The sequence below is a fragment of the Brevibacillus reuszeri genome (assembly GCF_001187725.1).
GTDB classification, from domain to species: domain Bacteria; phylum Bacillota; class Bacilli; order Brevibacillales; family Brevibacillaceae; genus Brevibacillus; species Brevibacillus reuszeri.
Genome location: NZ_LGIQ01000011.1, coordinates 549,018 through 569,370, shown reverse-complemented (window position 1 = coordinate 569,370; position 20,353 = coordinate 549,018). Strand labels below are relative to the sequence as shown.

Annotated in this window: 22 protein-coding genes; 16 read left to right on the top strand and 6 right to left on the bottom strand. The window is 48.5% G+C overall.

What is annotated here, in order from left to right; all coding sequences use genetic code 11:
- Window positions 1-360 precede the first annotated feature (360 nt).
- Window positions 361-546, bottom strand: coding sequence for a hypothetical protein (locus ADS79_RS27645; RefSeq protein ID WP_049741668.1), 186 nt, complete (start codon window positions 544-546; stop codon window positions 361-363).
- 275 nt (window positions 547-821) lie between these two features.
- Here ADS79_RS27645 and ADS79_RS27640 point away from each other — a divergent pair, with 275 nt between their 5' ends.
- The 4 genes from ADS79_RS27640 to ADS79_RS27625 all read left to right on the top strand — a co-directional run bounded on the left by ADS79_RS27640 (window position 822) and on the right by ADS79_RS27625 (window position 3,602).
- Window positions 822-1,406, top strand: coding sequence for a sigma-70 family RNA polymerase sigma factor (locus ADS79_RS27640; RefSeq protein WP_049741667.1), 585 nt, complete (start codon window positions 822-824; stop codon window positions 1,404-1,406).
- Window positions 1,396-2,247, top strand: a complete 852-nt coding sequence (locus ADS79_RS27635; protein ID WP_049741666.1) for a hypothetical protein — start codon at window positions 1,396-1,398, stop codon at window positions 2,245-2,247. Before ADS79_RS27640 ends, ADS79_RS27635 begins: the two co-directional genes overlap by 11 nt.
- A 334-nt stretch (window positions 2,248-2,581) precedes the next feature.
- On the top strand, window positions 2,582-3,118 hold the full coding sequence (locus tag ADS79_RS27630; RefSeq protein ID WP_049741665.1) for a suppressor of fused domain protein: 537 nt from the start codon (window positions 2,582-2,584) through the stop codon (window positions 3,116-3,118).
- Window positions 3,119-3,134: 16 nt separating this feature from the next.
- Complete coding sequence (locus ADS79_RS27625) at window positions 3,135-3,602, top strand: NUDIX domain-containing protein (protein WP_084766100.1); 468 nt, start codon at window positions 3,135-3,137, stop codon at window positions 3,600-3,602.
- 125 nt (window positions 3,603-3,727) lie between these two features.
- Here the strand turns inward: ADS79_RS27625 and ADS79_RS27620 are convergent, their stop codons facing one another.
- Window positions 3,728-4,666 carry a DMT family transporter gene (locus ADS79_RS27620; protein WP_049741663.1) on the bottom strand — a complete coding sequence of 313 codons (939 nt, stop codon included), beginning with the start codon at window positions 4,664-4,666 and terminating at the stop codon, window positions 3,728-3,730.
- 154 nt (window positions 4,667-4,820) lie between these two features.
- Here ADS79_RS27620 and ADS79_RS27615 point away from each other — a divergent pair, with 154 nt between their 5' ends.
- The 4 genes from ADS79_RS27615 (at window position 4,821) to ADS79_RS27600 (ending at window position 10,089) form a co-directional block, all read left to right on the top strand.
- Window positions 4,821-6,251, top strand: coding sequence for an aminotransferase-like domain-containing protein (locus ADS79_RS27615; protein ID WP_049741662.1), 1,431 nt, complete (start codon window positions 4,821-4,823; stop codon window positions 6,249-6,251).
- 228 nt (window positions 6,252-6,479) lie between these two features.
- Window positions 6,480-7,832 carry an Nramp family divalent metal transporter gene (locus ADS79_RS27610; protein WP_084766099.1) on the top strand — a complete coding sequence of 451 codons (1,353 nt, stop codon included), beginning with the start codon at window positions 6,480-6,482 and terminating at the stop codon, window positions 7,830-7,832.
- A gap of 111 nt (window positions 7,833-7,943) precedes the next feature.
- Complete coding sequence (locus ADS79_RS27605) at window positions 7,944-8,489, top strand: NfeD family membrane protein (protein ID WP_049741661.1); 546 nt, start codon at window positions 7,944-7,946, stop codon at window positions 8,487-8,489.
- Window positions 8,482-10,089 carry a flotillin family protein gene (locus ADS79_RS27600; RefSeq protein WP_084766098.1) on the top strand — a complete coding sequence of 536 codons (1,608 nt, stop codon included), beginning with the start codon at window positions 8,482-8,484 and terminating at the stop codon, window positions 10,087-10,089. The genes ADS79_RS27605 and ADS79_RS27600 overlap by 8 nt, the downstream gene beginning before the upstream one ends.
- A 68-nt stretch (window positions 10,090-10,157) precedes the next feature.
- On the opposite strand, the gene ADS79_RS27595 is transcribed toward ADS79_RS27600, so the two are convergent.
- Window positions 10,158-10,913, bottom strand: a complete 756-nt coding sequence (locus ADS79_RS27595) for a polysaccharide deacetylase family protein (RefSeq protein ID WP_049741660.1) — start codon at window positions 10,911-10,913, stop codon at window positions 10,158-10,160.
- Window positions 10,914-11,120: 207 nt separating this feature from the next.
- On the opposite strand from ADS79_RS27595, the gene ADS79_RS27590 reads away from it, so the two are divergent.
- A complete protein-coding gene (locus ADS79_RS27590; protein WP_049741659.1) occupies window positions 11,121-12,524 on the top strand; it encodes an aspartate kinase in 1,404 nt (467 codons plus the stop codon).
- Here the strand turns inward: ADS79_RS27590 and ADS79_RS27585 are convergent.
- Window positions 12,497-12,946, bottom strand: a complete 450-nt coding sequence (locus tag ADS79_RS27585; RefSeq protein WP_049741658.1) for a M67 family metallopeptidase — start codon at window positions 12,944-12,946, stop codon at window positions 12,497-12,499. The genes ADS79_RS27590 and ADS79_RS27585 overlap by 28 nt on opposite strands.
- Window positions 12,947-13,005: 59 nt before the next feature.
- On the opposite strand from ADS79_RS27585, the gene ADS79_RS27580 reads away from it, so the two are divergent.
- The 6 genes from ADS79_RS27580 to ADS79_RS27555 all read left to right on the top strand — a co-directional run bounded on the left by ADS79_RS27580 (window position 13,006) and on the right by ADS79_RS27555 (window position 18,108).
- Window positions 13,006-13,857 (top strand): DUF72 domain-containing protein, encoded by an 852-nt coding sequence (locus tag ADS79_RS27580; protein ID WP_049741657.1) that lies wholly within the window; start codon window positions 13,006-13,008, stop codon window positions 13,855-13,857.
- Window positions 13,858-13,877: 20 nt separating this feature from the next.
- The gene (locus ADS79_RS27575) at window positions 13,878-14,702 is read left to right on the top strand and encodes a sulfite exporter TauE/SafE family protein (protein WP_049741656.1); all 825 of its coding nucleotides are present in this window, start codon (window positions 13,878-13,880) and stop codon (window positions 14,700-14,702) included.
- Between the two features lie 24 nt (window positions 14,703-14,726).
- The gene (locus ADS79_RS27570; RefSeq protein ID WP_049741655.1) at window positions 14,727-16,166 is read left to right on the top strand and encodes a bifunctional metallophosphatase/5'-nucleotidase; all 1,440 of its coding nucleotides are present in this window, start codon (window positions 14,727-14,729) and stop codon (window positions 16,164-16,166) included.
- An 82-nt stretch (window positions 16,167-16,248) separates the two neighbouring features.
- Complete coding sequence (locus tag ADS79_RS27565; RefSeq protein WP_049741654.1) at window positions 16,249-16,488, top strand: DUF6154 family protein; 240 nt, start codon at window positions 16,249-16,251, stop codon at window positions 16,486-16,488.
- Window positions 16,489-16,569: 81 nt separating this feature from the next.
- A complete protein-coding gene (locus ADS79_RS27560; RefSeq protein WP_049741653.1) occupies window positions 16,570-16,872 on the top strand; it encodes a YunC family protein in 303 nt (100 codons plus the stop codon).
- A gap of 141 nt (window positions 16,873-17,013) precedes the next feature.
- Window positions 17,014-18,108: an HD-GYP domain-containing protein gene (locus ADS79_RS27555; protein ID WP_049741652.1), complete on the top strand. Its 1,095-nt coding sequence runs from the start codon at window positions 17,014-17,016 to the stop codon at window positions 18,106-18,108.
- A gap of 14 nt (window positions 18,109-18,122) precedes the next feature.
- On the opposite strand, the gene corA is transcribed toward ADS79_RS27555, so the two are convergent.
- Together corA and ADS79_RS35095 are read right to left on the bottom strand one after the other, a co-directional pair.
- Window positions 18,123-19,058 (bottom strand): magnesium/cobalt transporter CorA, encoded by a 936-nt coding sequence (gene corA, locus ADS79_RS27550; RefSeq protein WP_049741651.1) that lies wholly within the window; start codon window positions 19,056-19,058, stop codon window positions 18,123-18,125.
- Complete coding sequence (locus tag ADS79_RS35095) at window positions 19,015-19,197, bottom strand: hypothetical protein (protein WP_141261072.1); 183 nt, start codon at window positions 19,195-19,197, stop codon at window positions 19,015-19,017. The genes corA and ADS79_RS35095 overlap by 44 nt, the downstream gene beginning before the upstream one ends.
- Before the next feature lie 234 nt (window positions 19,198-19,431).
- Here ADS79_RS35095 and ADS79_RS27545 point away from each other — a divergent pair, with 234 nt between their 5' ends.
- Window positions 19,432-20,223 (top strand): hypothetical protein, encoded by a 792-nt coding sequence (locus tag ADS79_RS27545; protein ID WP_049741650.1) that lies wholly within the window; start codon window positions 19,432-19,434, stop codon window positions 20,221-20,223.
- The last annotated feature ends 130 nt before the right edge of the window (window positions 20,224-20,353 follow it).

Here is a 20,353-nt window from a genome sequence, read left to right as displayed (position 1 = left end):
TGGAACGCCGTGTGCGATGAAAGTCGCCTGCACGGTGTAGTTTCGTTTGAGTATATTAACCAGGATATCGTTGCATTAGACGAGGCACCGAAATATACAGTGACGAAGACTCTTGACCCTAGTCATCAAAGTTAATTTACAGCTATCAACATCCCCTCAGGAGAAGTCTTGGGGGCATTTTTTATCCCCCAAATACTTGTCCACCCAAAAAAGTACGTGCCGCCCATGACATTGACATTCCCCGTCTCTGCCAAGCGGACACGTACTTATTTATTACATACGGTTTCATCAAGGAAGATTGTGGAGAAAATTGGATAAAAAACTTGCAATCGATCGAGCTTATCATTGAATCAATGCTGATTAGCGACTCAAGGAATGAATCATGCTTCTGTGATGATGTGCTCTCATGCGGTGGAAATGCTCTCTTTCAGCAAACGTGTGATGACGCATGCGATCATGACGATGAGCCATGCTCAGTGCCCGATAATGCGCGGCTCTCCTCATATGATGCTGCATTCTTTCTCGATGGTGCTCAATCGGATCCATTGTTTTCCCCCCTTTTCCCAGCTTCTTTTATGGTATGGGGACAGCTTTGGCATTGCTTATGCGTTAGTGGATAGCGAGCAAAAATGAGTCAAATGACACCTCACCATAGAATGTTTTTTTGCTGGAGGGAAGATTGAAAATAAAAATCTGCGGGTTTGTTAATACAATTTGTCTTTTCCCGTATTAACTATCGTGAGACTCATCGAACGACAACAAATTGCGCAATTTGTTAACTCTTCATGTATCAAGAGATGATAGGAAAGGAGGGGAAGTAGTTGGAGATTGCCCAAGCGAATGCAGGCATCTGCCACAATCAAATCAACGATAGCCAAGATGAGATCATGTCGACGCAAAAATTTGCCGAGATCTATGATGCGTACTATAGGCGCGTCTACAAATATATTTGCTATCGGATCAATAATCACTATGCAGCGGAAGAGATTTGTAGCCATGTATTTGAAGTAGTGATTTCCAAATACCATAGCTTCTCGCCACAGAAGTCCAACTTTGAGGTTTGGTTGTTCGCGATTGCGAGAAACGCTGTGACTGATTACTTCCGCTCACAGAATAAAAGACTTACTTTTTCCCTGGATTCGATCTTGGATCTGTTCCTGCCAAAGTCATCTCCGGAAGAAATCGTTATCCGAGGGGATAATCATGAGGAGCTATTCAAGGCATTGGCGAAGCTGAGCGACAAAGAACGCCATATCATTGCCATGAAATATGCGGCAGGCTTGAAAAATGCAGAAATCGCGGAGCTGTTAGGTGTAAGTGGTTCCAATATCGGAGTGGTGCTTTACAGATGCTTAAAGAAGCTGCAAAAGGAATTGGAAAAGGGGGGCTTTCAATATGAGGGATGAGCAGGAGCATAACGAATTTTGTGACCTGACAAACTTGCTTACAAATGTTGAACTGGACGACAAAGCCTCTAAGAACAGAACCTATAATCGGCTGAAATTCAAAATAGAAGCGGGAGCTATTAAGCCCGACTTTACGAAAAAGGATGGGATCACGTTGAAAAACAAGAAATGGAAATCCGTAACCGTTAGTGCCATTGCTGTTATTTGCTTAACAGGTGCCTTCTCAACTACCTCTTTTGCACAAGGTATGCTGGAATCTATCCTGGCCCGTTTTCAAGTGGGGAATTTGCAAATTGTCCAATATGACAAGGAGCCATCCTCTTCTGCAAATAATTCCGCGTCAGAGCAAGCGACTGGAGATACTTCCCGTGTTGAATTACAACCACGCCCTGAATTGACTGTGCAAGAAGCGCGTTCCGTATTGGGCTTGAACTTCCCGGCTCCAACGTGGCTCGCGGATTATCAATATGTGAATACCGTCATTCATGGTACAAACATGGCAGAGGTACAGTTTGCGCAAGGTGAAAAAATGGTAAACTTCCTGATTTCCAAGGGAGGAGAGAATGGAATCGGTACGACAGATGAAGTCAAAAAAGAAGTCATTCATGGAACGACCGTTTACTTTGCAAATGGGATCGTCATCTGGGAGAACCAGGGATTTACCGTTGAGCTGTACGCACAGGAAGACTTTGATACCACAGCATTGGGTAAAATTATCGAGGGCTTCAAAGTAGGTACGCCGCCTACACAAACGGAAATCAATCAAGCAAAAGAGAAGCTGAAAAATGCGACCCCTACAGAAGCAGCTGGTCCTGCTCCAGCCCCAGCATCCAGCAAATAATGAGTGTATGGAGAAATACGTGTCCAAGCCGACTGCTTTCCTTGAGCAGTTTCGCTGGGTACGTATTTTTTTATTACCACATTGAAAGAATGGCGGTGCCGCCATATTCTACCCATTTATCCAATATTCGTTCCAGGATTGACTGCAAATAGAGATGTCTTTATCCCTTCATTTGATAGCTCACCCAAGTGTGCTAAAATCGATGTGGAGGAAATGCCAAGTAAACCGGGAGCTTCATCTAGGTGATCGTACAGTAAAGAACAGGCATTTTTTCCTGAATACCGATTGTATATGTGTCTCAATAAAGGTTTTCTTTCGGAGCGGAAGCGTACATATGATAGTGGTAAAACAGGTAATGGATCACTACAGTCTCTTTTTTGGAAACAGAGGAGAACTGTATCAATGTGAAGCAGCAGATGTGTTGATCGCTGTCTATCCGGCGACACGCAAGCGAGGCTGGTGGACATATGCCACACTGGAGCTGCACAAGACAGGGGCAACTGAATGTGTCCTCTATTCCTACCAGTTTGATAGGGCGATGATTACGCATTTAGCATGCATTGCTCGGAAGGTTGCGGTGCAGTGGGAGGAGCAGCGCTCCCAATTGCAAACGGGAAGCGTTTACTTGCTAGAAGGGGCCATTCAAGAAGCTTCCATGCTCGATTGTGCATTGGTTACACCAGTCTATTACGAAGAAGTAGGATTCGAATATTATACAAATGGCAAAGATGTAATCCGATTCATGATGCTGCATGCTATTGCCAAATCGGAGGCAGAATTCGCGGAGCACTATGGGCTGGACGCGTTAGAGGAATTGTTTGCAAGAACTTGTGTCGATTCCCTGAATGTCATGCGTACTCCTGCCATATGAGAAGGGAGCGAACAGGATGAAAACGATAAGTATCAGGGTAACTGTCGTGGTCGAGCATCAAGGCAGGATTCTCCTTATCCGGGAAAAGACGAGAGGCGAGCCTTGCTACAGCTTGCCAGGCGGAAATGTAGAATACGTAGAGACGATCCCGGAAGCAACGAGAAGAGAAGTTTGGGAGGAAACAGGGCTTCTTGTCAGCATGGAGCGTTTGCTCTGGGTGGACGATCGCATCAATCATTCGGGGGAAGGAAAGCATACGATCGCTGTTGCTGTTCTGGCCAAACTGATGGGGGATGAGACGGAGCCGATGCCCGGTGGATTGGATGACGAAGAAATCGAATGGGCGGGCTGGGTCTCATTGGACGACTGGAGGACGTTGCCGTTGTACCATGATGCTTGGCGAGAGCTGGTAATTACTGCACTCACGAGTCCCGACTACAAGGCCGAGTATTTAGGCAATATGCTGGATGGAAAACAAAAGTAGAAGGATCAGTTATAGCAACTGGTATGAAAAAGAAGTGTATGCCGTTTACTCTGGCTACACTTCTTTTTTGTGTAAAAACCGTCTCGACGGTTTTCATAAAAAGCGGATCAGCTCCACAGGCTTGGCTATGCACTCAGCTTGACAGGCGCTGATTTTCCTTTTGCCACGGCAAGCACAACAACAATGGCTGCAGCGATGGCTCCTATGGGAACGGCTTCAGAGAGCATCAGCCATGCAGCAAGCATCGAGAGAAAGGGCTGCAAATATTGTGTCTGGCTTACGCGGGCTACTCCACCTAGCGCCAGCCCGTGATACCAGGCAAAGAAGCCGAGAAATTGGCTGACGACACTCACATAGCCAAAGCCAAGCCAGGTGGTCCATGTCGCATGCTGTAACTCTTCGATCAGCGTACCGGCGACAGGGACGACAAGAAAGGGAAAGGCAAATACAAGCGACCAGCTGATTACTTGCCAGCCTCCCATCGTTTTGGAGAGTTGTCCGCCAACAGCATAACCGATCGCAGCGGAAATGACTGCACCAAGCAGGGAGAGATCAGCCCATTGCAGGGCACCAAGCCCGGAGCTGATGGCATATCCGATAATGGCAAGACAGGCGACGATGCTGGAGAGCCAGTATGTGCGGGTGGGACGTTCCCCGGCAAAAAAAGCACCTGCACCTGCGGTTGCTAAAGGAAGAAGAGCGATAATCACGGCACCATGGCTCGCGGGAACATGCTCCATTGCCAACGAAGAGAAAAAGGGAAAGCCTACTACAACACCACCTGCCACAAGAAAGAGGTTTTTGGTCTGCTGCCAGCTGGGAAAAGGTACCCTTTTGATCAAAAGCACCAGTACCGCCAATATGGCAGCGATCAAAGCGCGCCCCACTCCAGCGCTCGAAGGGGAGAGGACCGTAATAATGGCTTTCGTAGCTGGTAATGTCAAGCTGAAGCTGCAGACTCCGATAAAGCCATACAATAACCCCATTTTTTCGTTGCTGCTGTTGCTTTGCGCAAGTGGGCTATCCTGCAGCGCCTTTTTTTTCACAGCGATGTCTGTTCTCATCCAGATCCCATCCTTTTTGCATGCTTTCTTGTTCTCCCATCTTAAAAGCGCTGGTAATCGAAGGGTAGATCCAATTGGCAGCAGGATGAGTAGGCCAATTTGTCGAAGATCATGCATGAGTCTTTAGCGCGATGATTCTGAAGGAGGCGAGATGATGGAATGGAAGCCGGACAAGCATAAGGAGCAGCCTGTATACCAGCAGATCGCCAAAAGACTGGAGCAGCAAATCATTGAAGGAGAGCTCCCACCAGGAAGCTCCTTGCCTGCAGAAAGAGTCCTGGCCAGGCGCTATGGCGTAAACAGGGGCACAGTATCTGCTGCGTACGAAGAGCTGCGTTCTCTGGGTCTGCTGCAATCGTGGCAAGGAAGCGGAACATGGGTGAGTCAGCATTTGTGGGGCGTCAAACAAATGCCCAATTGGTACAAGTATACGAATGGGGGAGCCTTTTTGCCTGCCTATCCGCTAGCAAAGCGGATTCAAGAAGCCTGCTTCGATCCTGCCATTATCAATTTGGCCAAAGCGGAATTAACCAGCTCCATGATTCCGTCACTTACGCTGGAAAAGATAGAAGCTGCAAGTGAGATGAGATTTGAACTCGGATATGCTCATCCAAAAGGCGATCCTAAGCTTCGTGAGGTGCTCGCGAAGCATCTGCAGGAGGAATATGGGATTACAGCATCACCTGAAGAAATTCTCGTCACATCAGGAGCACAGCAAGCACTCCATCTGATATCTCTCTGCTTGCTCAGTCCTGGCGACGCGATTGCGATGGAGGGACCGTCGTACTCTTATTCGTTGCCGCTGTTTAGTTCGGCAGGTCTGCGATTGTATCGTTTGCCGATGGATCAAGAAGGAATTTTACCGGAGGCAATCAAGACGCTGCATCAAGAGCATCGAATTCGCATGGTGTTTGCTAATCCCACCTACCACAATCCAACGAGCAGCGTGATGAGCCAGGCGAGGCGACGTCATTTGCTTGAAATATGCCAGGAGCTGCGGATTCCTTTAGTAGAGGATGACGCTTACGGCGCACTTTCAATAAAAGGGGGGAAAAAACCGCCACTGCCCGTTAAGGCGATGGATACAAGTGGCACGGTTTTGTACGTAAACAGCACGTCCAAGACAGTTGCCCCTGGACTTCGCATTGGCTGGCTCGTCGGGCCTCGCTCTGTCATAGAGCGGCTGGCAGATGCCAAACAGCAAATGGATTTCGGGACAAGCAGTGTCTCCCAGCAGCTCGCTAGGCACTTTTTGGAGAGTACGCAGTGGCGAAAGCAGCTGGAACGCTTGGCTGATTATTTGTTTGTACAGCGAGGAGCCATGCTGGATGCGATAGAACGGGAACTGAAGGAGTATGCCGTCTGGGATATTCCTGAGGGCAGCTTTCACGTATGGTGTCGATTACTTCAGCCAATGGACGAGCAAGAGCTGTTGGATGCTGCGATCCGGGAAGGGGTTGTCTTTACGCCCGGCAGCGTATACGGCGCGGAAAAGGGATGGCTGCGGCTTACGTACTCATGGGAAAACATGATGCAGATCGCAGAAGGAGTTCGGCGCTTGGGCAAGGTACTGCGAACAAAATAAAGCGGTAAGGCAAGAATCGAGCATACAAATATATACAAGATAAAAATAGTTAGAAAGATAAGAAAAACCATGAATATGCCGTTGCAAATGAGCTGAATCGGAGTATAATATGAAATATATTTCGCTAGGTAAACATTTTTGCTTCTGGCTAATTTCTATATTTTTTTGAGAAAAAGTTGCCCTTACACAAAAAAAATGACCTGAGCCACAAAACGGGGTGATTACATCATGCTGACGAACTCAAAATCGAATGAAGCGGTTCAAGAAAAAGGCTGGAGAAAAGTAGCTGAACAGCCGTCCTTGCCGGAAGTGCACCGATCTATGAAGATCCCCCAAAAAGGCTCGTGGATTCGAAAATTTCTCGCCTTTGCTGGACCAGGATATCTCGTAGCTGTAGGATATATGGACCCGGGAAACTGGGCGACGGATATTGCAGGTGGATCTCTTTTTGGTTATTCTCTGTTATCCGTCATTATGCTGTCCAACCTGATGGCAATCGTTCTGCAGGCCCTAGCAGGAAAGCTCGGGATTGCTACCGGCCGAGATTTGGCCCAAGCGTGTCGGGATCACTACAGCAAGCCAGTAGCCATGGGGCTTTGGATATTGTGTGAGCTTGCCATTGCCGCATGTGACCTTGCCGAAGTGATCGGTGCGGCCATAGCGATTAATCTGCTTTTGGGAATCCCGCTTGTCTACGGGGTATTGATCACGGCACTGGACGTTATGGTCGTCCTTTTCCTGCAAAACAAAGGGTTCCGTTATGTCGAGTCACTCGTGATCGCATTAATCGTGACGATCGGGGCGTGCTTTGCATTCGAAATGTTCTGGTCACAGCCGGACGTGGCTGGAATTCTGGGTGGCTTTATCCCGACGACCGAAATTATCAAAAATCCAGAGATGCTCTACATCGCGATAGGGATTTTGGGCGCTACAGTCATGCCACATAATCTGTACCTTCATTCTTCGATTGTACAAACGCGTGACTATGAACAAACTACGCTGGGAAAACGGGAAGCCATCAAATTCGCGACGCTGGATTCGACCATTGCTCTCGTATTCGCGATGGGAATCAATGCGGCCATTCTGATCCTGTCCTCAGCTACCTTCCACCGTGCGGGAATGACCGATGTAGCGGATATTGCGGATGCGTATCACTTGCTCACTCCGTTACTTGGTACTACACTCGGAAGCATTTTGTTTGGGGTAGCCTTGCTCGCTGCAGGGATGAACTCCACACTCACTGGTACGCTGGCGGGACAAATCGTCATGGAGGGCTTTCTGAATCTACGCATCACGCCTTGGCTGCGACGATTGATTACACGCATGATCGCCATCGTTCCAGCAGTCATTGTCACCGCCATGTACGGGGAGAGCGGAGCGACCGATTTACTGATTCTAAGCCAGGTCATTCTTTCGCTGCAGCTGTCCTTTGCGGTAGTTCCATTGGTCAAATTCACAAGTGATAAAAAGAAAATGGGTGAGTTTGTAAACGCACCGTGGATGAAATGGCTTGCCTGGTTTGTTGCGACGATCATTATGGCATTGAACCTGTATTTGCTCTTCCAAACCTTTTTCGGATAAATAATAATCCTAATCCTCCCTTTTTAAGGGGGGATTTTCCTTGTTTACGCAACCTTTTTCATTCTGAATCGTATGAAAAGTAGAGGTATTTTGGGAAAGGAGTGAATTATCGTGGGCGTACTTGAAACCGTCTACATGGTTTGCCTCGTTGGTGGCCTCATTTATACCCTGGTCTCGCTCATTTTTGGGGATACGATTTCTGATTGGCTGGGTCAGCTTCATGTGCCTGTCGTAGAACCAATCCTGCTAGTAAGTGGCTTGACCGCATTTGGCGGAGCGGGTTATCTGTTTTCTCGCTTTACTTCATTATCCTGGCTGTTCGTTCTGGTGTTGTCTCTCGCTATTGGGGCTGGCTTAGCAGTAGCAGCGTATTTTGTCTGGGTGAAGCCCATGAGCAAAGCAGAAAACTCCACAGGCTACTCCATGAATCAGCTAGGAGGAAAGCTGGGCGAGGTGAATACGACCATTCCGGCAGAAGGCTTGGGTGAAGTATTGCTGCCGATGATTAGCGGTACGACGTATCACATGGCGGCGAGTCTGGAGCGCCAGACCATCCAGCAGGGAACCAGAGTAGTGGTAGTAGAGGTGCGTGACCATGTGCTTTATGTAACACCTTTCCACAATGAATCGGAAAAGGAGATGAATAAGCATGTTTGATTTTGAACCAGGTATTCTCACGACAGTAGGAGTCGTCGTAGTGGTCTTTCTCGTCTTGGGTATTGCCTTCTGGGCACGCTACAAGACCGTTGGTGCCGATGAAGCGATGATCGTAACAGGAAGCTATTTGGGAAGCAAAAACGTACTCAGCGATGAGTCTGGTCGCAAAATGAAGATTGTCCGCGGTGGCGGTGCATTTATCCTCCCGATTTTTCAACAGGCGAATTTTCTGAGTCTTCTGTCCCATAAGCTGGACGTGTCGACTCCAGAAGTATATACAGAACAAGGTGTTCCTGTTATGGCAGATGGTGTAGCCATTATCAAGATTGGCGGCTCCATCGAAGATATCGCTACGGCAGCAGAACAATTTATGGGCAAAAAAGACGAGGCGCTCAAAAGCGAAGCACAGGAAGTTTTGGAGGGCTACCTCAGAGCAATACTTGGCAGCATGACCGTAGAAGAAATTTACAAAAACCGGGAGCGCTTCGCCCAGGAAGTGCAAGCTGTTGCGACCAAGGACTTGAAAAAAATGGGCCTCTCCGTGGTCAGCTTCACTATCAAGGATGTGCGTGACAAAAACGGCTACCTGGCAGCACTCGGTATTCCACAGATCGCAGCAGTCAAGCGTGATGCGACCATCTCTCAGGCAGATGCAGACAAGGAAGCGCGAATCAAGCAAGCGCAAGCGGAGGAATCGGCCCGCAAAGCCGAGCTGTTAAAAGAAACAAACATTGCAGAAGCTGAAAAAGAAAAAGAACTGAAAGTAGCAGCGTTTAAGCAAGAGCAGGATAAAGCAAGAGCTAGTGCGGACCAAGCCTATAAGCTGCAGGAGGCAGTGGCGAAGCAGCAAGTAACGGAAGAGGAAATGAAGGTCGACCTCGTCCGCAAGCAAAAGGAAATCGAGCTGGAGGAAAAAGAAATTTCGCGTCGGGAGAAACAATACGATGCCGAGGTAAAGAAAAAGGCGGACGCGGACCGCTACTCTGTCGAGCAAGCGGCAGAAGCGGAAAAAGCCAAAAAGCTGCGTGAAGCTGACGCGCTAAAATACCGGATCGAGGCAGAAGCAAAAGCGATGGCAGAACAAAAGCGTCTGGACGGTTTAGCGATCGCAGAGGCAGAAAGAGCGAAGGGTACCGCAGAGGCAGAGGTTACACGCCTTAAGCTGGAAGCGGAAGCCGAAGGTAAAGAAAAGCTGGCGGAAGCATTCGAGAAGTTCGGTCACGCCGCAATTCTCGACATTATTGCGAAAATGCTCCCAGAGCTGGCAGAAAAAATTGCCGAGCCGATGAAAGCCATCGACAAGGTGACGATCGTAGATGCAGGCGGAGGCCAAGGGGATGGAGTCAATCGCTTAAGTGGTAATGTGACCAAGCTGATGGCACAGCTACCAGAAATGCTAAAAGACGTATCTGGCCTGGATATGAACAAAATGATCTCCGACTTTATGCAAAAAGGCAGCGTACAGCAATCGCAGCTGGCCGCATTGCCTAATCAGTCAGGAGCGCCTGCCGGCTCTATCTCTGCTGTTCTTTCCGGGAACGGAGAGAATGCTGGAGCAGCGAAGACAAAGGTTGTAGAAGAAGCAACCGACAAAAACTAAACAAACAAGAGAAACGCCCCCTTCTTTTTCCGAAGGGGGTTTTGTCTGCTGCTTGTCCCGCTATTGTGTTAATCCCCTTTGCCTACCTTTTTAATTTTCCCATAGCCCTTCATAAGTTCAGATACCGTTACAAACTGGTATCCGCGCCTTTGTAGCTCAGGCAAAATTTGTTTGAGGGCTTGTACAGTTTGTCTGCGGTTTCCTCCGTAGTCATGAAATAGAACGATATCGCCATTTCGAGCATTCCGTAGTACCTTATTGACGATTTTGTTGACACCAGGATCACTCCAATCCCGCGTATCCTGATGCCATGACCACATAATCACCAATGCCCCCGCTTGTTTGGCGACGTTCACTACAGATTCGCTGTAGTATCCGCCAGGCGGACGGAAGAGCTGTGGACGTACACCCGTAGTATCATAGATGGTTTGCTGTGTCTTGAGCACCTCGTCCATCAGCTTTTTGGACGAAATCCTGCGCATATCCGGATGGGTGTACGTATGATTCGCCAATTCATGCTCTTCCTTGGCTAGCAGACGCGCCACCTCTGGATTTGCCTTCACCCGGGAACCGACCACAAAAAAAGTTGCCTTGGCATGGTATTGCTTTAAGAGCTCTACGATTTGGGGCGTGTACACAGAGTCAGGACCGTCATCAAAAGTAAGGGCAATCACCTTGCTGTCAGTCGGAACCTCCCAGACAATATCCCCGCGTGTTTCGTAGTAATCCCGATCCTTTTCCTCACGGGCAGAAACAGGATCATGGGAAACTGTGGTGAGCAAAATACAGAAGATCAGTAGAAGAATCCCTGCACGTTTTTTCATTGTTTTCACCTCTTCTTTAGCCTTGCGCGTAGCAAACCCCAGTCAAAAATGTAGCTCCTTTGTTACTATGCGCCAACTGTCCATGAATATTCTGATGTGTCCTTCCTAAAAAGACACTTGTGCTTTTAAGGAGGATACTTTAATCTAATATCAGATTTGTTATAGAAAATGGAACGGATGAAGAGATAGGCAGATGGAGGAGTAGAGATGAAGGTTGCAAAATTTGGTGGAACATCACTCGCTAACGCAGAACAAATAAAAAAAGTGTGCGGGATCATTCAAGCGGATCGTAGCAGACGATTGATCGTCGTTTCCGCTCCTGGAAAAAGATACAAGGACGATACAAAGGTAACGGATCTTTTGATTGCCTATGCGGAGCGTTTTTTAGAAGCAGGTGAGGCAGAAGCGGAGAAACAGGCCATTTATGAGCGCTACCAGGAAATTGTGGAGGAGCTTGGGCTGTCCGAGGAAGTGTGGAAGCAGGTCCAATCAGAGCTGGAGGGGGTACTTGTGAACAAGCAGGGACTTTCGACAGAAAGGTTTATTGACGCAGTGAAGGCTGCTGGAGAGGATACATGTGCAAAAGTCGTTGCCCATTATTTGAGCAGTCTGGGAGAAGAAGCGGCGTATATTCAACCAAAAGAGGCAGGGATGCTTGTGACTGACGAAGCAAGCAATGCGCATGTTCTGCCAGTCGCGTATGAGAAGCTTGCCGCGTTGCGCGAGCGCAAAGGGATCTCGGTGTTCCCTGGCTTTTTTGGTTATTCGACTGCAGGAGATCTGGTTACTTTTTCACGTGGCGGCTCCGACATTACCGGCTCTATTCTGGCTGCAGCGGTCAAGGCGGATGTGTATGAAAACTTTACGGACGTGGATTCCGTCTACGTCGTCAATCCAAACCTGATTCCGGAGCCGAAGGAAGTCAAGGAGATTACGTACCGGGAGATGCGGGAGCTGTCGTATTCCGGGTTTGGCGTTTTCCATGAAGAGGCACTGATTCCAGCCTACCAGGCTGACATTCCGGTTTGCATCAAAAATACGAACAACCCGTCCGCACCAGGCACCTTGATCATGGCTGAGCGTCCATATGCGACAAACCGGGTGTCGGGTATTGCCAGCGATAGCGGCTTTTGCAGCATTTATGTCAGTAAGTATTTGATGAATAAAGAGATCGGTTTCGGACGGAAGCTGCTGCAGATTTTGGAGGAAGAGGGCCTTTCCTACGAGCATACTCCATCTGGGATAGACAATATCTCTGTCATTTTGCGTGAACGGGATATGACTGCGGAAATGGAGCAGCGGATTGTTGCACGGATTCAAACCGAGCTGGAGGCGGAGGATATAGCCATTCAGCACGGGCTTGCTCTCGTCATGATCGTTGGGGAAGGGATGCGGCGCTCGGTTGGGACGACAGCTCGTGCGACTACTGCCCTCGCAGTAGCGAAAATCAATCTGGAGATGATCAACCAAGGCTCTTCTGAGGTTAGCATGATGTTTGGCGTGAAAGCAGAAGAGGCGGATCGGGCCGTCATCGCTTTGTATCACGAATTTTTTGGTGAAGAGGAGAGCGAGACCCAAGCGATTCAAGCAGGATCGTCGATGATGGCATAATCACGTGCGACAAATGTGCCATTTTTCCATTGGTAAAGCTTCAGCACGGGCTCTTCGGATGCGAGGCCAATAATCCAGTAGCTAAGCATCGGGTAGTGCCAGCCTTTGTGATCGCTGGCAGATGGCAGCGGCGGTGAGTGTGGATGGGAATGAAGAACGCCCAGCCATTGAACCTTCGATTTTTGAATCGTGTTCAGTGCTTGAAAAAAAGTAGCCCCATCCCAAGCGAAAGCGTGCTTGTCGAAGCTGTGGGGCATAGATATATAGTCAGTAACTGCACTTTCGCATCCGGTAAGAAGCGCTGAATATTCATAGGGAAACGCCTCTTGTGCTTCATGCAGGAGGCGTTTCGCTACTTTTCTGCTCAGTAATAATTTGTTATCCTTAGACGCAAAGGGTTCGCCCATCCAGTCAGGTAGCATGGGATGCCTCCATCCTTTCCATGGTTCAATTATTTCAATATTGTGGAGGTTCATAAGCAATGAGTACGATTCAGGTGGGAGTCTGCGGCTGGGGAGATCATGATGATTTGTACATACAAGGTGTCCGAAGCCGCGACAAGCTTTCTGTCTACGCGAGCCATTTTCCAATCGTGGAGGTGGACAGCTCGTTTTATGCTATTTTACCACAGCGAAACTACGAATCATGGGTCCGGGATACTCCGGACTGTTTTAGCTTTATCGTCAAGCCGCATCAGGCGATGACCGGACATCAGCGTACAGACGCACCTGTGGATCGCAAGGAGCTGTTTGCTCAGTTTGAGGAAAGCATTCAACCGCTGGTGGAGGCAAAAAAGCTGAAGGCATTGCTTTTTCAATTCCCGCCCTGGTTTGACTGCACACGGGAGCATGTCCAGTACGTGCAGGCTTGCAGGCAGGCGATGGCCAGCTATCCATTTGCCGTCGAGTTTCGCCATCGTAGCTGGTTTGAATCGCGTTTTCGCGAGCGGACGCTTGATTTCTTGCGCAAAATCGAAGCCACCCATGTTTTGTGTGATGAGCCACAGGTAGGTGCGGGTTCTGTGCCAATTGTCACCGCGGTTGCGCATCCCGGATTGTCGCTGGTCAGATTTCACGGTCGCAATCATTCCGGCTGGCGTGATCCTGGCGAAGGGCAAAACTGGCGGGATGTTCGCTATTTGTATCGCTATAGTGAAGAAGAGCTGGCTGAATGGGTACCACGTATCAAGCAGGTGGCAGAAGAGGCGGATGAAGTCTGTATTTTGTTCAACAATAACTCTGGGGGAGATGCGTCAGCAAACGCAAAGCAGTTTTCGGATATGCTGGGTCTTCGCCCGAGTGGACTAAACCCCAGACAGATGGAGTTGTTCTAACGGGAGAAAGAAGGGGCTTTATGCTTGTAACGATTGCTATTGTGTTTTTATTTATCGGTGTGATCGCAGGGGTCATTGGCAGTATTGCAGGGCTTGGCGGAGGCATCTTTTTTGTTCCCGCGCTCTTATTCTTGGCCAACATGTACATGCCTGGCTCCATGTCTCCACAGGTCGCTACGGCAACGTCGTTGTTGGTGATTGCAGTAACGGCACTTTCGTCGTCGATTTCCTACATCAAGCAGAAAAAAGTGGATATTCAAAGTGCACTGCTCTTTTTTATCGGTAGTGCCCCTGGTGCTATCGTAGGTGTCTATGTTAATACACTATTACCAACGAAGAGCTTTTCGCTGTTGTTTGGCGTTTTTCAGCTCTGCATGTTTGCGCTCTTGATGTTCAAGGACAAAATTAAGCCGCGTAATATTGATTGGCAAATCAAACGCCAGTTTGTGGATAACGAAGGCAATGAGTTCGATTACGGATATAGCAGATGGAGTGCAATACTTATCGCATTTTTTGTGGGAATCACCTCGTCGTTGTTCGGTGTAGGCGGTGGCGTGCTGATGGTGCCTGCGATGATGATTCTGTTTCGCTTTCCTCCACATATCGCGACGGCGACCTCTATGCTGGTTATCTTTTTCTCTGCGGTCATCGGCTCCGCAACGAACATTCTCCATGATAATGTAAACTGGCTGTATGCAGCCATGCTTGCTCCAGGTGCATGGGCTGGCGGCAAGCTGGGAGCAGTTGCTGCCAGCAAAATGAAAGGACGCACGATCGTTCTCGTCTTGCGCGTCTTGATTTTAGGAATTGGTGTTCAGATGATTGTGGAGTCTATTGTAGGATAAGTAAGCGAAGAGGGAGGGAAAGTCGTGGCTGACACCTGTACCTTGCATTTGTTGCACACCAACGATTTGCACAGCCATTTTGCTACGATGCCGCGGATTGCGACCTGCCTTCGGACCTGTCGGGAAGAATGGGAGCGCAGCGGAGACTGTGTGCTTACCGTCGATATCGGCGATCATATGGACCGGATGGATATAAAGTCTGAGGCCACTTATGGGAAAACGAATGTCGGTGTGATGAACCGTAGCGGCTATCAGTACGCCACCATTGGGAACAACGAAGGAATCACCCTCACGAAGGAAAAGCTGGATCAATTGTATGAGGAAGCCATGTTCACAGTCATTACGACCAACCTGCATGATGCCGCTAGTTGTACGCAGCCGCAATGGGCTGTTCCCTACACTATCCATGAGTTTGCTGATTTGCGGGTTGCGCTGCTTGGCGTAACCATTCCTTTTGTCTCCTCTTATCGGAGTATGGGCTGGGAGATTGCAGAGCCATTGCCAGTGATTCAGGCGCAGGTAGCTGCTTTGCGATCACAGGCTGATGTGATCGTTCTCTTGTCTCATTTGGGCTACCAGACAGACTGCTGGGTGGCTCAAGAGGTGGATGGACTAGACGTGATATTGGGGGCGCATACCCATCATACTCTTCTGCATGGGGAGCATATCGCAGGGACGCTGGTCGCTCAAACTGGACGCTTTGGAGAATATGTAGGACATGTAAAGCTAGGCTGGGATCGTGATGCAAAGCGTTTGGCATCGGTTTCTGCAGAGTTGTTTGCCACTAAAGATTATCCGGAAGACGAACAATTGCGCTCGTTTATTGAGAAGGAACAAGAAGCTGCACAGAAAAAGCTGTTCCATCCCTTCACAAATCTGGAGCATGATCTGCAGGTGGGCTGGAGCGAGGAGACTGCGTTTGGCTCTTTTTTGGCTGCCAGCATCCGCAAATGGACAGGCGCAGAGATTGGGCTGGCTAACGGGGGACTGCTGCTCGCGGATTTGCATCGAGGAGGCTTGTCCTTTGGCGATCTGCTTCAGTCCATCCCTCATCCAATCAGTGCTTGTGCCGTCACGCTTACTGGTGAGCAGCTCATGAGTATGCTAGAGCAGTCGATTCAGCCAGAAATGGTGCATCGGGAGCTTCGGGGATATGGCTTTCGCGGCAAGGTAGAGGGCTGGATGGCTGTAGATGGCTTGTATATCCGTTACATAGCTGGCGAGCATCCACATATTTTGGAAATTGAGGTAAATGGCAAACCGCTCGTCGCAGACCAGGAATATCGAGTAGGAACGGTTGACATGTTTATGTATAACAGGCTGTTCCCTGATCTGCTCCAAGGAACTCATATTCAGTTCTTTTTGCCTGAAACGCTGCGGGAGGTCATCGCCAGGACTGTTACGGACCAGGCGCTGTTGCAAAATGCCTTTCTTCCGCGCTGGGAACCGGTTCCCTCGCCATAGCATGTGCGATGTCCACCTTTTGCTGAAAAGCAAGGTCCTTGTTTCCAAAGAGGGCATGCTATGGAAAAGGGGGCAGCAGGCGATGCGGTTTATTGATGAACTGTATGAGTTGTACAGAGGGCATTTAAATGGAGATGAAGAAGATATCACTGCGGTAGTTGTCGGTATTTTGGCAGACCAGTCTCGCGAAGACCTGATTGACTTGGTGGACGATATGGAGGAGGAAGAGCTGTTTCAGATGATGGCTACCTACATGATTGAGGTCATGAAACGTAAGGTAGCAATGGAGGATGAACAGTTCCCTGCCACGATGATGCACTAAGCGGTCTCGCCTCACACTTTTCTTTTAAATGTCATAGGATGGTAACGCCACGTGACAGATAAGAAAAAGGAGGTATACGTGATGGTCGAAGTATTGCCGATCCATTTTCCAGAAGGAACTGCGATCGCTGTTACTGTGCGTTTGCCGAAAACGACCTTGCTTGCAGTAACGACAGATCACGGCTATATCATGTGTGGAGCACTCGATGTGGGACTTTTGAATGAGCGTCTAGCGTCAAGAGAAATTTTGGCTGGTCGGGCTGTTGGGGTCAAAACGATTCAGGAGCTGCTGGACGCGCCGTTGGAATCCGTGACCACTACAGCGCAGCAACAAGGTATTCATGCCGGGATGATTGGTAGGGATGCTGTCGTTAAAATGTTGTAATGTACATGAAACATATACATGCTTGAAAACGCCTTCGTCCATTTTTGTGACAAAGGCGTTTTGTTTTAGAAAATTTTTCATGTAGAATCTCGTCGAGTCACGCTATAATAGGGTTACCCTGAGGAAAGGCGAAGGTTTCGCATGAGACTGAAATCTATTCAAAAGTGCCAGCCGGGCGATAAGCTGGCCCGGTCGATTTATACAGAAAATGGAACAGTACTAGTTGGCGCAGGTGTAGAGCTTACGCAGCGGATGCTTATGAGACTGAAGAGCAAAAATATAGCCAGTCTCTATATTCAGGATGATCGCACGAATGACATCATTGTGGAAACAGTTATTACCGAACAAACACGCCGGCAGGCTATGTCTATCATTCATGATACCTTTCGTGCTGTACATGAAGTCCCGCAAAAATGGCAGCAGCTTTTTTCGGACAAGTCATTTGGCCGCAATATTCGTCAGGTTATGACCGCTGTTGTCGACGAGCTCAATGGCAGCCGTGCAGCGATGAACCTTTTGGCAGACGCCTGTGCTTTCGATAATTACATATTTGCCCACAGCTTTAACGTCGCGCTCTATAGCACAGCACTTGCTATTAAAACCGGTTATTCGGAAAAAGAAGTACTAGAAATCAGTATCGGCGGTATGCTGCATGATGTAGGGAAAATGCAAATTCCGGACACGATCCTGAAAAAACCGGGTCGCCTCACAGCAGAAGAGTTTGAAATCATGAAAAAGCATACAGAATACGGCTTTGAAATGCTGCGAAGACAGGACGAGATCCCCCTGCTGGCTGCACATTGTGCCTTTCAGCATCATGAGCGCTGGGACGGTTCAGGATATCCGCGAAAGCTCAAAGCGGAAGAAATTCACCCGTATGGCCGTTTGATGGCGGTTACTGATGTTTTTGATGCTCTGACATCCCATCGTGTATATCGCAGGGGGATGCTCCCGCATGAAGCGATGGAGGTTCTCTATTCCGGCTCGGACAAGCTGTTTGATCAAAAGTATGTAGAGGCGCTGCGCGATACCATCGCGCTTTATCCCATTGGGCTCAGTGTTACATTAAGCTCTGGCGTATCGGGTGTTGTTGTTGATTCCAATAAAGGGATGCCGAGTCGCCCGATCATCCGCGTTCTGGTGGATGCGGAGGGACAGGAATTGACTCAGCCGTACGAATGCAATTTATCTGATAACCTTGCTTTGATGATCATCGCCTGCGGTGACCTCGTTTAAAGAAGCGGGGCAGATCACAGCCATTCTTTCTTCTTAAAAATGATAAACATCGTAACGCCAATTGCTGCCATACAGCCCAATACGACATAGTAGCCGTAGCGGGTATGCAGCTCTGGCATGACTTCGAAGTTCATTCCGTATATACCTGTGACAATCGTGAGTGGCATAAAAATCGTCGTCAAAGCAGTAAACACACGCATGATGTCGTTGGCTCGTCCAGCAAGTGCAGCCTGATAGGCTTCTCGCAAGTTTCCGATGAGATCGCGAAAGGTCTCAAAGCTTTCTACGATCTTGCTGGCATCTTCTACGATATCGCCAAAGTACTTCCGCAGATAAGGCTGGATGAGCGGAAGTTCTTTTTTGTGTAGGGCATCAATCAGGTCTCGTTGCGGCACGAGCATTTTGCGCGCATACAAAATTTCACTGCGCAGTCCAATGATTTGCTCTAACTGGTGTTTGCGTGTCTTCATCAAGATTTGCTCTTCCAGATCTTCAATCAAGTCTTCAATTTTTTCGGTGACATCGAAATAGCGATCGACAATTTGGTCGACCAGATAGTAGAGGAAGGCATCGGAACGGTTAACTTCTTTTTCTCGGATAATACCGAGCATGGATGCAAACTCTGGTGCCTCTTGCTTTGTGACGGTAATAATGGTGTTGCTGCCGAGAAAAATATTGATTTCACGCAAGAAGATGTCCTGATTGTGAAAGGCTATCCCGTTGATCACCATAAAGTAATGATCGTCGTAAAACTGAAGCTTTGGGCGCTGCTCTTCCTCATCAATGCAATCCTCTACAGCCAGGTGATGTAACCCAAAGAGTGGTTGTAAAATATCCAGATCGAATGGTGTGGCATCAATCCAATAAAAGCCTTTATCAGGCGGAGTAGCTGCTTCCTCAATATCATCAATCGTGGTTATGATTCCGTTTTGAATCAATCTGATCTTCATGATTCATTCTCCTGCAGGTGGATTGTGGGGATGAAGACAGTCGTGGCATGATTCGGGTGAGAATCAGCTCATAGGCATGACGTAGCGCCACTCGACTGGGTGGCGTTTTTGCTACACCTGGATTGCAGGGCTTTTCCATACAAATCATTCCTCCTCGAAAGTTTTTACAAATGTATGTCAGAGGGCATGTCTGTTTGCGAGAAAAGCGATGAACCCAACTCTCGCAATCCCAAATCATAGTGCACGTTTCCAGAAATAGTGTTCCTCATAAACTGGAAATCATCTCAATCATTTTATCGTATAGGGAAGTTTCCGTACATCTTTTCGGCATACTACCCGTATAACGAAAAAGAGGAAAGGTGGTTTCCAAGGTATGTGGGCAAGCAATTGGCTTGGGGTAGTTGGCAGCGTGATCTGGGGACTGGGACTGATGACCGCAGGACAAGCGGTTCCTCCACAAGAGCCTGGTCAGCTGGCTCCAGCCCCCGTGGTTTACGAAGAGATTCAAATCAAGCGGCAGGATGTAACAGGTGATGGTAGACCAGATATCGTCACTCTTTTGGGGAAGCGGTTTGCTGCTGACAGCCCGTACTACGAGCGATTGAAGGTCATGGTGCAAGACCCTGCTGCGAAGAAAACATCCTTTTTCACGACGACTTATGGTGGCTATCAACCACAAATGTCCTTTTGTGACTTCATCGGAAGCAAGGCCAAGCAAATACTCGTCCAGGCTCCAACTGGCGGTAGTGCTGGCACCTCCGATTACTATTTGTTCAGTGACAAGGATAATAATCCTGTAGTCCTGCCAATCCCGCAATCCTTGACTATTACGGGGGCCTATCAGGATAACTACAAGGTGCAACTGACGATCAAAGAGACAAACGAAACAACGACACTGGATGTTAGCGACCGCAAGAATATCTACGAGGAAGCGGGCGTCTACAAAAATGGGAAGCTCGTACAGCCCACAGAAGTCATGCCGAACACGTTCAGTGTATTGGAGCCGATCGATGAAAACGGCGACGGCATATGCGAGTTGAAGGGAATCCAGCGGGTAAGCGGTGTTGCAAATGCAGATACGATCGCGTATGTGGAGTCTGTCTGGAAATGGGAGAACAATAGCTGGAAGCTGCAAAGTACAAAGGTAAAAAAGGCCGAAATGTAGGCATGAAAAGGACTTCTGTCAGCCTCAGCGGATGGAAGTCCTCTTACTTTGGTACTGAATACTTTATTCACAAATAAGCCCTCTGCCTCTTGTTTACACTGCCTTATCTTCGGGTATATAATTGAAAGGA